The 12,919-nt window shown below is 69.1% G+C and carries 9 protein-coding genes; 4 read left to right on the top strand and 5 right to left on the bottom strand.

Features of this window, described 5'->3' with window-relative positions:
- Window positions 1-76: 76 nt before the first annotated feature.
- A complete protein-coding gene (locus IM25_RS11770) occupies window positions 77-1,702 on the top strand; it encodes a LuxR family transcriptional regulator (RefSeq protein WP_033097254.1) in 1,626 nt (541 codons plus the stop codon).
- Between the two features lie 114 nt (window positions 1,703-1,816).
- Window positions 1,817-2,992 carry a flavin-containing monooxygenase gene (locus IM25_RS11765; protein WP_033097253.1) on the top strand — a complete coding sequence of 392 codons (1,176 nt, stop codon included), beginning with the start codon at window positions 1,817-1,819 and terminating at the stop codon, window positions 2,990-2,992.
- A gap of 25 nt (window positions 2,993-3,017) precedes the next feature.
- Here IM25_RS11765 and IM25_RS11760 read toward each other — a convergent pair whose 3' ends face one another.
- Window positions 3,018-4,781, bottom strand: a complete 1,764-nt coding sequence (locus tag IM25_RS11760) for a GNAT family N-acetyltransferase (protein ID WP_065996054.1) — start codon at window positions 4,779-4,781, stop codon at window positions 3,018-3,020.
- A gap of 55 nt (window positions 4,782-4,836) precedes the next feature.
- On the opposite strand from IM25_RS11760, the gene IM25_RS11755 reads away from it, so the two are divergent.
- The gene (locus IM25_RS11755) at window positions 4,837-5,616 is read left to right on the top strand and encodes an alpha/beta fold hydrolase (RefSeq protein ID WP_033097251.1); all 780 of its coding nucleotides are present in this window, start codon (window positions 4,837-4,839) and stop codon (window positions 5,614-5,616) included.
- A 150-nt stretch (window positions 5,617-5,766) separates the two neighbouring features.
- Here the strand turns inward: IM25_RS11755 and ychF are convergent, their stop codons facing one another.
- Window positions 5,767-6,846, bottom strand: coding sequence for a redox-regulated ATPase YchF (gene ychF, locus IM25_RS11750; protein ID WP_019288713.1), 1,080 nt, complete (start codon window positions 6,844-6,846; stop codon window positions 5,767-5,769).
- A gap of 36 nt (window positions 6,847-6,882) precedes the next feature.
- Complete coding sequence (locus IM25_RS11745; RefSeq protein WP_080678549.1) at window positions 6,883-7,320, bottom strand: hypothetical protein; 438 nt, start codon at window positions 7,318-7,320, stop codon at window positions 6,883-6,885.
- Window positions 7,321-7,474: 154 nt separating this feature from the next.
- Between IM25_RS11745 and IM25_RS11740 the strand changes: the two genes are divergently transcribed.
- The gene (locus tag IM25_RS11740) at window positions 7,475-8,710 is read left to right on the top strand and encodes an AI-2E family transporter (RefSeq protein ID WP_033097250.1); all 1,236 of its coding nucleotides are present in this window, start codon (window positions 7,475-7,477) and stop codon (window positions 8,708-8,710) included.
- A gap of 7 nt (window positions 8,711-8,717) precedes the next feature.
- On the opposite strand, the gene IM25_RS11735 is transcribed toward IM25_RS11740, so the two are convergent.
- Window positions 8,718-11,696 carry an AAA family ATPase gene (locus tag IM25_RS11735; protein WP_033097374.1) on the bottom strand — a complete coding sequence of 993 codons (2,979 nt, stop codon included), beginning with the start codon at window positions 11,694-11,696 and terminating at the stop codon, window positions 8,718-8,720.
- Entirely contained in the window at window positions 11,693-12,871 is a 1,179-nt protein-coding gene (locus IM25_RS11730; protein WP_033097249.1) for an exonuclease SbcCD subunit D, read from the bottom strand. Before IM25_RS11730 ends, IM25_RS11735 begins: the two co-directional genes overlap by 4 nt.
- Window positions 12,872-12,919 lie beyond the last annotated feature (48 nt).

The raw sequence follows: 12,919 nt of genomic DNA, 5'->3' as shown, positions 1-12,919 counted from the left end.
ACCGACGACCCTGCGTATCTGCGGGCGTAGGATCGCAATCAGCCGGTGTCGGCGGCGCTCGATCGCGGGAGCGAACATGGGCAGGTCGGCGGTCCTGGACCACGCGCGGGCAGCGTACCGCGCGCGCGAGTGGCCGCGTGCCCTGGACGGATTCCGCAGCGCCGACACACTCGCTGCCCTGTCCGCGGACGACCTCGATCTGTTCGCCCGAGCCGCGTACCTCGCGGGCCACGACGACGACAGCGTCGCACTGTACGAGCGCGCCTTCGCCGCACATCTCGAAGCCGGCGAAACCGAGAGCGCGGGTATCAGCGCCTTCTGGTTGTGCTTCCTGCTGATGGGACGCGGTGAAGCAGCACGGGCCGGAGGTTGGCTGGAGCGAGCCCGACAGTCGGGTGTCCCGGACCGACCGGACTGCGCGACCAGCGGCTTCCTGATGATCCCCGGAGCAGTACAGCAGATGTACGCGAACCCGCCGACCGAGGCACTGCCGATCTTCACCGCAGCTCAGCGCATCGGACGGGCCTGCCACGACGCCGACCTTCTCGCTCTCGGCTCACTGGGCATCGGACAGTGCCGAGTCCTGCTCGGCGACGTCGACGGCGGGCTGCGGACACTCGACGAGGTGCTCGTCGCCGTCGGATTGGGCGAGGTCTCGCCCGTCGTCTCCGGCCTGGTGTACTGCGCGGTCATCGAGACCTGCTACGGCACATATCATCTGCAACGGGCGAAAGAGTGGACTCGGGCCCTCGGCCGCTGGTGCGACGATCAGTCCGGACTCGCGCCCTTCCGGGGACAGTGCCTGGTCCATCGCGCCCAGATGCTGCAACTCGAGGGCGACTGGTCGCAGGCGATGGACCTCGCCCGCCTCGCACTGCAGCGGCTGTCGGATCCGCCCGGTCAACCCGCGATGGGAATGGCCCTGTACGAGCAGGGCGAACTGCATCGTCTACGCGGTGAGTTCGCCGAGGCGGAAGCCGCCTACAGGTCAGCGGGCATGTACGGGCAGGAGGTACAGCCGGGTCTTGCTCTGCTGCGTCTGAGACAGGGCGACACCACCGCAGCGGTCGCCGGAATCCTCCGGGGTCTCGGCGAAGCCTCGAATCTCGACAGGCCGCGGATGCTCGCCGCCCACACGGAGATCGCGCTCGCCACCGGAGATGTCGCCGCAGCCCGGCGCAGCACCGACGAACTCGAGGCGCTGACCCGGACGCAGGACGCCCCTGCACTGGCAGCGATGGCCGACCACGCGCAGGGCTCGGTCCTGCTCGCCGAAGGTGACCCCTGCGGCGCCCTCGAACGGCTGCGGCGATCCGGCAGGCGCTGGCGTGACCTCGGTGCACCCTACGAACGTGCCCGGGTACGAGTGCTGCAGGGTCGATGCTGCGCCGCACTCGGCGACGACGATGACGCCCGGCTCGAATTCGACTCGGCAGCATCGATTTTCCACGATCTGTACGCGTTGCCGGATCTGCGTGAGCTCCGCGGTCCCGAACTCGCCGACGCACCGAACGGGCTGACGCCCCGGGAGGTCCAGGTGCTGCGCGCCGTTGCCACGGGCAAGACGAATCGAGCCATCGCCCACGAGTTCGTCATCAGCGAGAAGACGGTGGCCCGGCACCTGAGCAACATATTCACCAAGCTCGAGGTGTCCTCACGAGCGGCGGCGACGGCCTACGCGTACGAGCATCGCCTGCTCTGACTGGGTAGAACTGCCCATACGCTGCCACCTTCGACTGCACACTCCTCCCGACGCGGCCGAGGGGCGGCAGTGCCTAACGTCGTCGGTGTAGTTCCCTCACCTCGGGGAGTCGTCATGACCGTCCACAGCGCACCCCAGCAGATCGACACCGTCGTCGTCGGCGCAGGTCAGGCAGGCCTGTCCGCCGGTTACCATCTGGCCCGTCGTGGCCGTCCGTTCCTCATCGTCGACACGTACGGACGCATCGGCGACAACTGGCGCTGCCATTGGGACTCGCTACGCCTGTACAGCCCCGCCGGGTACGACGGACTGCCCGGCATGGCGTTCCCGGGCGACCCGCACCGCTCCCCCACCAAGGACGAGGTCGCCGACTACCTCGAGTCCTATGCCTCCCGCTTCGACCTGCCCGTGCTCGGCAACACCCAGGTCCGCCGGCTCTCCCGCGACGGCGGCCGGTTCGTCCTCGACTGCGGCGACACGCGGATCGAGGCGAACAACGTCGTCGTGGCCACGGGCACGTTCGGTCGAACCCCACGCGTCCCCGACTTCGCTTCCGAACTGGATCCCGAAATCGTGCAGTTGCATTCGAGTGAATATCACGATCCGTCGCAGTTGCGTGACGGTCCGGTACTCGTGGTGGGGGCCTCTCATTCCGGCAGTGAGATCGCGTACGAGCTGGCGGCGTCCCATCCGACGATTCTGTGCGGACGCGACACCGGGCAGTTGCCGGTGCGTGTGGACAGTCCCGCCATGCGCGTGTTGTTCCCGGTCCTGTGGTTCGTGTGGGGACATGTGCTGTCCGTACGCACCCCGATGGGACGACGTGCTCGCGAGGACGAACGGCATCACGGCGCGCCGCTGCTGCGAATCCGCCGGCGGGAGCTGGCCGCGCGCGGCGTCACCCGGATCACCGAGCGGGTGACCGGCGTGGACGAACTCCGCCCCGCACTGTCCGACGGCCGGATTCTCGACGTGACGAATATTGTGTGGTGCACCGGATTCCGTCAGAACTACGACTGGATCGACCTACCGGTGCTCGACACGGATGGCTGGCCGCGCGAGGAACACGGCGTGGTTCCCTCGGTGCCCGGCTTGTACTTCACCGGTCTGTGCTTCCAGTCGTCGTTCCGGTCGATGCTCGTCGGCGGCGCCGGCGCGGACGCGGAGTACGTCGTCCGTCACCTCGTCGCACGCGGCGCACCCACGTCCCCCGGAACGGATCCGGATCGGCACAGGACGCGCTACACGACGAAGCGGAGCTCCACCGCGTCGCCGTCGGCTACGACGTAGTCCTCGGCCATCGAGTCGGCCGACGTCAGAGCGCCCGTTCGAGTCCAACCTGGGTGCAGCCGTAGCCGAGCCGCGCCCCGAACATCCGAGCCCGCTCGTCGGACGCGTCCACGGCGACCTGCGCGAGCGTGGCACCCCGGTTCCGGCCGTGATCGTGGGCCCACTCGAGCATGGCTGTGCCGATGCCGCGGGAACGTTCGGACGAGGCGACCCGGATTCCTTCGACGAGCAGGCGGGGGGCACCGCCACGGAACAGACCCGGCACGATCGTCAACTGCATCGTGCCGACGATCCGGCCGACCTCGTCGCGCACCACCGCGAGGTAGTGCGAGGGGTCGCGGGCGACGGCGTCGTAGGCCTCTTCGTATCGGGCGAGTTCCGCACCGTCGCAGGGGGTCTGCTCGTCGTCGGAGAGCAATGCGACGATCGCCGGTACGTCGGATCGACCGGCACGTTGCACCCGATAGCTACTGTCGCCCAACCGGATCTGCCCGCCGACAGATTCGCGGGCGCGGGCCTGCAACCGGGCGATGAGCAGGTCCAGCCAGCCACCGACGTGCCGCCGAGCCTCGACGGTATCGGGATAGCGGCACCGCAGGTGCAGACCCGAGTCGTCGAGGATGAACCACAGCATCACCCCGTCGGTGCGGATGGTCGCGCCGACGTACTGCGCCTCGAGGCCGGTGGCGTCGACCCGGACGGGAAGCCTGCGCAGGTCCAGCCAGGAGATCGCGAACATGCCCGGGACCTCCGGCATACCGCCCCACGGGCGCAGGATGTCCTCGAGGGGCCAGGATCCGAGCCGGACCGCCTCCTTGACGGCGTCCGCGGCCGCGCGAGGTTCGGGGACGGACGATTCGAGCACCGAATTGGTGATGAACCAGCCGACGGAGTCGTGCCAGGTGGCGTCGTACCGGCTGTGCACCGGGAACACCGCCCGCAACGGGACTCCGGCCAGTTCGAGGGTCACCTCGGTCATGGCCGCGACCACCAGCGCGAGGGTGGACACCCCGTCGTCCTTGGCCTGGGAGGAGAAGGCGGCGCTGTCGTCGACGTCGAGCACGTCGCGCACCTCCACTCGTTCGCGTTGGAGACTCGCCACTCCGAGGGAGAGCGGGAAGCGCGGCATCACGTCACCGCTGGCGGCGAGCACCTCGGCCCAGCGCTCGTGGACTTCGGCGGGTGCGGCCGGACGGTCCTGCAGTGCCCGGGTGTGTTCCGCGAAGGCCGGTGTCGGCGACAGGGACGGTTCCCGTCCCGCGCGTACGGCGGCGAGGGCGGCGAGCAGGTCGCGAGCCATCACCAACATCGACCACATGTCGACGTGCGAGTGATCGGCGGCCACCACGACGGTCGGTTCCGTAGCGGTCTCGAGCACGCATAGTCGGTGCGACGGCCGATTGTAGGGCGAACATGCGCTGTCGAGGACGTCCCGGAGGGCGTCGTTGACGGCCTGACCGGGACCGATCGGATGTTCGACCCAGCCGCCCGGGCGGATCTCGGCCTCGTGCAGGCGCGGCTCACCGTCGTCGCCGTGGGTGAACACCGAGCGCAGGGTGCCGTGCCGCGCGATCACCGCCAGCCACGCGACCGCGAGGTCGTCGGGCGAGACCGGCTCGAACAGACGGAAGGACAGAGCCATCCAGGAGCCGGGACGATCGCCTGCGCCGACGTGCCGCCGCTGGTCGAACGACACGGGAAGCGCCCGGCCGAGCCCCGCGACGGTGATGTCGTAACCGAGCAGTCGGCCGAACGGCAGGCGCAGGTGCGCCACATTTGTCAGCCGCATGCCGGGTATCCTAGGCGCCTTCTCCAGCAACTGCTTTCCGACATCGGGAGACGACGTGCCGACCTTCAGTGTGCCGGGGGCCGAACTCGACGTGGAGCTGAGCGACGAGGGTGGCCACCCGGTCGTCCAGCTCCACGGACTGACCTCGAGCCGCCACCGCGACCGCCTCATGGATCTCGACCTGGGCCGCGGGCTCAGCGGCACTCGACTGTTGCGCTACGACGCGCGGGGGCACGGCCACTCGACGGGGCGTGCGGTGCCGGAGGACTACCGCTGGCCGGTGCTCGCCGACGACCTACTGCGACTGCTCGATCACTACTTTCCCGGAGAGCGGGTGCACGGGGTCGGGCCGTCGATGGGCACCGGGACCCTGCTGCACGCGGCGGTGAAGGATCCGGAGCGGTTCAGCAGCCTCACGCTGTTGGTGCCGGCGACCGCCTGGGCCACCCGCGCCGCGAAGGCCGCCGAGTACCGGGCCGCCGCCGATCTGATCGAGCAGCAGGGACTGGCGGCGTTCCTCACGCGCGATCTGAATGCACCACGACTACCGGCTACTGTCGACGCGCCCGACACAGTCCCCGACGTCACCGAGGAACTGCTGCCGTCGCTGTTCCGGGGCGCCGCGCTGAGCGACCTGCCCGATCCGGAGGCCGTGTCCGGCATCGACGTCCCGGTGACGGTGCTGGCGTGGATCGACGACCCCGCCCACCCGGTGTCCACAGCGGAGGCACTGGTGGGTCTGCTCCCCCACGCGAAGCTGGAAATCGCGCACACCCCGGCCGATCTCGCACAGTGGCCGAGCATCCTCTGCGAGGACGTCGCCCGGCACGGTTGATCCCGTCGGCATGACGGCCGGTTCCCGACGCGGCTACGGAACGGGGAGTACGAAACAACTTTGGTGTTCTCGACCTCGATATACGGGGTCGAGAACACCAAAATGCGATCGAGTTGGGGCAGCGGTCGCCTTGCGAACCGCGTCGTCTCGTCAGACGTTGAAGCGGAACTCCACCACGTCGCCGTCGGCCATGACGTAGTCCTTGCCCTCCATGCGGACCTTGCCCTTGGCCTTCGCTTCGGCCATCGAACCGGCCGCGTCGAGGTCGGCGAACGAGACGATCTCGGCCTTGATGAAGCCGCGCTCGAAGTCGGTGTGGATCACACCGGCCGCCTTGGGGGCGGTGTCGCCCTTGCGGATCGTCCAGGCACGCGATTCCTTCGGACCGGCCGTCAGGTAGGTCTGCAGACCGAGGGTGTGGAATCCGGCGCGCGCGAGCTGCTTCAGTCCGGCCTCGGTCTGGCCGATGGATTCGAGCAGTTCCATCGCCTCGTCCTCGTCGAGTTCGAGGAGTTCGGACTCGACCTTGGCGTCGAGGAAGACCGCGTCGGCCGGGGCGACGGCCTGACGCAACTCTTCCTTGCGCTCCTCGTTGGTGAGGACGGCTTCGTCGGCGTTGAAGACGTACAGGAACGGCTTGGCGGTGAGCAGGTGCAGGTCGCGCAGCAGCTCGCCCTTCACCTCGGCTTGGGCGGAGAAGATGGTGCGGCCGTCCTCGAGGATCGCCTGAGCCTTCTTCGTCTCCTCCAGCTGAGCGACGAGTTCCTTGTTCTTCCGGGACTCCTTCTCGAGCCGCGGCAGCGCTCGCTCGATCGTCTCCAGGTCGGCGAGGATCAGCTCGGTCGCGATGACCTCGATGTCGGCCATCGGGTCGACCTTGCCCTCGACGTGGACCACGTCGGGATCGTCGAACACGCGCACGACCTGACAGATGGCGTCCGCCTCACGGATGTTGGCGAGGAACTTGTTGCCCATGCCCTCACCGGCGGAGGCCCCCTTGACGATGCCGGCGATGTCGACGAACGACACCGTGGCCGGGAGGATGCGCTCGGAACCGAAGATCTCGGCGAGCCGGTTCAGTCGCGGATCGGGCAGTTCGACGACGCCGACATTGGGCTCGATGGTGGCGAACGGATAGTTCGCTGCCAGCACATCGTTCTTGGTCAGCGCATTGAACAGCGTCGACTTGCCGACGTTGGGAAGACCGACGATTCCGAGGGTAAGGCTCACGGAATCGGTATTCTACGCGGCCGTCCGCCGCTCATTTCACCCGCACGCCACCCGCACCAGTTGCGCGATGCGCGCTGCCTGGTCCTCGTCGGGCACGGTCGATCCGTTGGCCGCGACTTCCTGAACCTTCGCGTTCACTTCCTGGTCGGATGCACCATCGTCGATGAGAGGGCAGGTCTCGGTGACGATGGACTCGATGTCCTGCGTCTCCCGGTCGGCCGACAGCTGCGGGTAACCGGTGCGGAAGGCCGCGACGAAGACATCGAGCTTCGCCTTGTCGAAGATGTCGCCGGCCCGCTCGGCCGCGCTGGACGCGACGCTCTGCACCGACGAGATGGCGCCCTCTGCCTGCTCCTGAACGCTCGTGACCGCGACATCCGCCGAGGAGCGCACGTCCTCGTCGCTGGGAGTGTCGTCGGAGCTGCACGCGGTGAGTGCGAAGGCGGCGGCGATCGCCACAGTCGCAGCGGACACACGCAGGAGTCGGGTCGTGCTCGTTCGGTTCGTCACGTTTCGAGAATGCCACGGCAGGGGACCCTTCAGCGCCGTTTCCGGCGTGTCGTCCGGACCACGCGCGGCGCTCGGTGACCGTAGATTGGCGACTGTCGATCGGTATCGAGCTCGATACATGTCGGAAGGACCGTCGTTGACCGAATCGAAGACCGCGCCCAGCGGAAACAGCAGTGAGAAGCCGTCGGCTGAACCCGACCGCGGGAGCCTGCTGGGCACGGGCGGAATCTGGCTCGCCAAGTGGTCGGCCTGCCTGGTCGTCATCGCCGCCGGTGCGGTGGTGATCGGCTGGATCATCGAGAAGATGTGGGTGATCGTGTTGCCGGTCGCCCTGGCGATCGTCGTCTCCACCATCCTGTGGCCGCCCACCCGCTTCATGACCAAACGCGGCGTTCCTCCGGCTGCTGCGGCCGGCCTGACCCTCGTGATGTTCTTCGCGATCGTCGGCGGCATCATCGCCGGCATCGTCCCGTCGGTGGTCTCCCAGATGCCCGACCTGGCCAACAAGGCCACCGAAGGCATCAACACCGTGCAGGAATGGGTGAAGGGACCCCCGATCAACCTGCGCGACGAACAACTCGACAACGCCGTCCACGCGGTGGTCGAACGAGTGCAGGGCAGTGCTGCCACCATCGCGGGCGGTGTCTTCTCCGGTGTGAGCACGGCGGGCTCGCTGCTCGTCACACTCGCTCTCGTCCTCGTGCTGACCTTCTTCTTCATCAAGGACGGCCCGCGCTTCGTGCCGTGGCTGCACCGCGTGAGCGGTGGCCGCGCCGGACGTCACCTCGAAGCGGTACTCGGCCGCATGTGGGACACGCTGGGCGGGTTCATCCGCACGCAGGCCCTCGTGAGCTTCATCGACGCCCTCTTCATCGGTATCGGCCTGCTGATCCTCGGAGTCCCGCTCGCACCCGTCCTGGCGATCCTCACCTTCATCGGCGGATTCATTCCCATCGTCGGTGCGTTCGTCGCGGGTGCGTTGGCAGTCCTCGTGGCGCTGGTCGCCAACGGTTTCACGACCGCGATCATCGTGCTGGTCCTCATCATCGCGGTGCAGCAGATCGAGGGGAACGTGCTGCAACCGGTGCTGCAGTCGCGGTCGATGAACCTGCATGCGGCCGTGGTGCTGCTCGCGGTGACGGCCGGCTCGTCGCTGTTCGGGATCGTCGGTGCGTTCCTGGCGGTGCCGGTCGCGGCGGTGGCCGCGGTGGTCATCCGCTACATCGGCGAACAGATCGACGAACGCGCCAGTGATGGCGACGACGACGAGACGAAGGCACTCCCGGCTCCGGGCGACACCTCCGTGCCCGATCCGAAGCCGGCCTCTCCGGCACCCGCCGCCTCCGAGGACTGAGGGGCGGTCAGCTCGCGACGCGGACGGTGGATCCCGAGCGGCCACGGATGACGTGCAGCCTGCTCGGGATCCGCTGCCGCATCTCGTCGACGTGACTGACCACGCCCACCACACGGCCTCCCGCGCGCAGTTCGTCGAGCACACCCATGACGGCTTCGAGGGAGTCGGCGTCGAGTGAACCGAACCCTTCGTCGATGAACATCGTGTCGAGTACGAGCCCACCGGCCTCGGCGGCGACGACGTCGGCGAGGCCGAGGGCAAGGGCGAGGGACGCCTGGAAGGACTCGCCGCCCGACAGTGTCTTCGTCGATCGCACGGCGCCGGTGTACTCGTCGTGGATGTCGAGACCGAGACCGCCGCGACGCCCCCTGCTTTCGGCCGCGTCGGAGTGCACGAACTCGTAGCGACCGCCGGACATCCTGCGCAGGCGTTCGGAGGCGGCGTCGGCGACCTCCTCGAGTCGCGCCGCGAGCACGTACGAGCGCAACGACATCTTCTTGGCGTTCGACCCCATTCCGGCGACGACGTCGGCGAGCGCGGAGAGTTCGGCGTGTTCGTCGAGCAGCGGGACGAGTTCGGCGCAGGCACGCTCGAGTCGCCGGGAGTAGTTCTCGATGTCGAGGTGCCGGCGCTCGGCCTCGGTGGCCGCGCTCAGGGCGGCCTCGACCGCCGCGACACCGTCGTCCACCGCTGCGCGCGCGGCCGTCACGTCAGCGACCTCGTCGCCGGTGAGGGCCGCGATCGCCGGGTCGTTCAGCGTGGAGGTAGCCACCGCGCGTTCGTCGTCGGCGGCGCGCAGGACGCGGTCGATCTCGGCGAGCCGCTCGGGTGTCCGGACAGCTGCGCGGGCGCTGTCGAGGTCGGTGAAGCCCGCCTCCGCGGCTGCGGTGCGGGCGTCGGCGGCGCGTTCGTCGGCGGCCGTGCGCGCCTGCAGGGCGGCGGTGCGGGCGTCGAGCAGCGCGGTGGCGGCGGCGGACAGTGCCGCGACCGTCCTCCGTCGCGGGGCGAGCAGGTCGAGGTCGCCGACGGCCTCGACGATGCGCTCGCGGATCTCCGTGATCTCGGCCGCGCGGACCGCGTCCTCGCGGGCGAGTTCGGACAGTTCGGCGTCGAGCCGCTTCTCCTGTTCGGCCAGCACCGTGTCGAGTTTGCGCAGGTCCTCGACCGTCGCGCGCAGATGGTCGAGCCGACGGGCGACGGTGGCGGCCTCGTTGTGGGCGCGGACCGCCTCGGCGTGGGCGGTGGTGAGTTCGGCGAGTTCGGCGTCGCCGCAACGCTGTCGGAGGACGGCGACGATCCCGGAGAGTTCGGTGACGGCCTCGCGTGCTTCGCTCAGCGCGGTGGCGGCGCGTTGCTCGGCGGCGTGGGCGCGTTCCTCGTCTGCCTTCGTCGCAGTGTCGGGAGCCGGGCGCGCGGGCTCGGGATGTTCGGTGGAACCGCAGACCATGCACGGTTCACCGTCGGTGAGACGCGCGGCGAGTTCGGCTGCCATTCCGTCGATCCGGCGCTGCCGGACGTCGAGGTGCGCGTCGCGTGCGTCGTTGTACTCGGAGTGCAGTTGCAGTACCCGGGCTTCGAGCCGTTCGAGTTCGTTTCGGCGCGAAGCGAGTTCGGTGGCGGCGTCGAGCGCGTCGGCGGCACGGTCGCGTGCGGTGGACAGGCCGGGGAGCATCGCGGCTGCGCGTTCGGCCTCGGCGACCGCATCAGCAGCGGCGGTCGATCGTTCGGGCAGCGCGGCGCGCTCGTCGATCACCTGCCGACGCTCGTCGGTGAGGGCACGGCGACGTCCGGCGAACTTCTCGCGTTCGTTCTCGAGCTCGGTGAGACGACGACGGCGATCGAGTAGGACGTCGAGTCGCGCTGCCTCCGAGGACCATTCCTCGCATCGAGGTCGGATGATGTCGCGGTCGGCGGCGGACGACATCGGCCCGACAGCCTGGAGGAGTTCGCGTCCTTCGTCGTCGTTGCGGAGCGGCGCGGCGGCCGTCTCGGCGCGCGCCACGGCGGCATCGGCCTCGCGCGCGAGGCGGGCGGCCTCCCGATCGACGACCGCGACGCTCACCGCGCGATGCGCGGCGTCGCGTTCGGCTGTCACGGCGACGCGCTGCGTCTGCGTCTGCTCGAGTTCGGCAAGGATGTTCAGGGCGTCGCGGCGGCGGCGGAGTCGGTCGGCGAGAGCGACGGTCTCGTCGAGCCTGCGCCGGTTGACCTCGTCGACGGCGCGGACTCGTGCAAGCGCTGCGGCGGCGTCGTCGCGGCTCTCGGCGGCCTCGGCGAGCAGGCGGCCCGCCCATTCCAGCGGATCGGCGTCGGCTCCCGCCTCGATCCCGGCCGACGCGGCCACCTTCGCCGCGAGCACTTCGACCTTCTTTTGTTGCTCGGCAAGCAGTTTCGTTCCGGCACCGCGCCGATCGCGGAACCACTGCTCGACGTCGCCGAAACGGGTGGTGTCGAACAGACGCTCGAGCAGCCTGCCGCGCTCCTCGCTGTTCGCACGCAGGAACCGGGCGAAGTCGCCCTGCGGAAGGAGCACCACCTGGAAGAACTGTTCGGCGCTCATCCCGAGCAACGACTTGACGACGTCGCCGATCTCCTGGGCGCGGGACAGGTTCTCCCCCGACCCGTCGAGCCAGGTGAGATTCGCCTTGGCCTGCTGCTTGATCGTGCCGGTGCCGCGCTTCTTCGGGCGTTCGAACTCGGGGCTGCGTTCGATGGCCAGACGGCGACCCGCGATGGTCGCCTCGAGCCGGACCGTCGGCACAGCACCCACCCGTGCGTGGTCGGACAGCAACCGGCGCCCCTCGGAGCGAGCACCGGGGACGGTGCCGTAGAGCGCGAACGCGACCGCGTCGAGGATCGACGTCTTGCCCGCGCCCGTCTGCCCGTGCAGTAGGAACAACCCATCGGCGCCGAGCTCGTCGAAGTCGATCTCGACGGTGTCGGCGAACGGACCGAAGGCCGTGATCTCGAGGTGGTGCAGTCTCATGCCGGCACGTCCGTCCGCCACTGCGTGTCGGTCTCGTCGCCGATGCCACGACGACGGTCGACCTCCCTCAACGCTTCGTCGATCCAGCTGCGCTCGCGTTCGGACGGCTCGGAACGCACATCGGTGAGGAACGACGCGGCGATGTCGCGATCACTGCGCCCGCGCACCTTGTCGCGGTAGCTGCCCTCCGTGGACCCGGCCGGTCGCTGCCATTCGACGTGCACGGCGTACGGGAACCGCTCCTGCAGGCGACGCATGGCGTCGAGCGGGCGGATCGCGTCGGTCAGCACCGCGGAGACGTAGTGCTCCTCGACGGCGGCATGCGCCGGATCGGCGAGCAGATCGTCCAGTTCGCCTTCGAGACGAGTCAATTCGCGGATCACCGGGAGATCGACCCGCTCGACGGACGCCGCACCCGAGGCGTCGAGGTCGACGACGAAGACCGCCTTGCGGTGCGAGCGCTCGCCGAAGGAGTACGGCAACGGCGATCCCGAGTACCGGACCGTCTCGCTCACCGTCTGCGGGGAATGCAGGTGACCGAGCGCGACGTAGTCGACACCGTCGAACGACGACGCGGCGACCGTCTCGACCCCGCCGACGGAGATGGACCGCTCGGAGTCGCTGGGCTCGCCACCGACGACGAAGGCGTGCGCCAGGACGACCGTGCGGCCGTGCCGATCCGCGACATCGGCGCGCACGCGTTCCATCGCCGCGTCGAGGATCTGCTGGTGCGAACGGGCCTCGGGCACGCCGAGCTCGGCGCGGGTGATCTCGGGTTCGAGATACGGGATGCCGTAGAAGCGGACCGGGCCGTGCTCGTCGTGCAGGACGACAGGGCTGTCGATCTGAGATACGCGGGTGATCAGGTGCAGACCCCCGTGCGCGGCGAAGGCAGCGCCGGCACCGAGCCGGACCGGCGAGTCGTGGTTGCCGGAGGTGGCGACGATGATCGCCCCTGCCTCACGGATGGCCTCGAGGCCGGCGTTGCACACGGCAACCGCGTCGGAACTCGGGATCGACCGGTCGTACACGTCGCCCGGCACGACCACCACGTCGATCCGGCGTTCGGCCACCAGATCGGCGATGGCCCGCAGCGCACGCGCCTGGTCGGCGAGCAGGTCGACACCGTGGAAGGTGCGGCCGATGTGCCAGTCGGAGGTGTGCAGGATCCGCATGGGACAGACGGTAGAGGAGAGGACCGACATCCCCGGATGTCGGGTGGA

The sequence above is a fragment of the Rhodococcus sp. p52 genome (assembly GCF_000763325.2).
Lineage (GTDB): Bacteria > Actinomycetota > Actinomycetes > Mycobacteriales > Mycobacteriaceae > Rhodococcus > Rhodococcus pyridinivorans.
The sequence above is the reverse complement of the archived record's forward strand: the minus strand, read 5'-3'. Positions and strand labels throughout refer to the sequence as shown.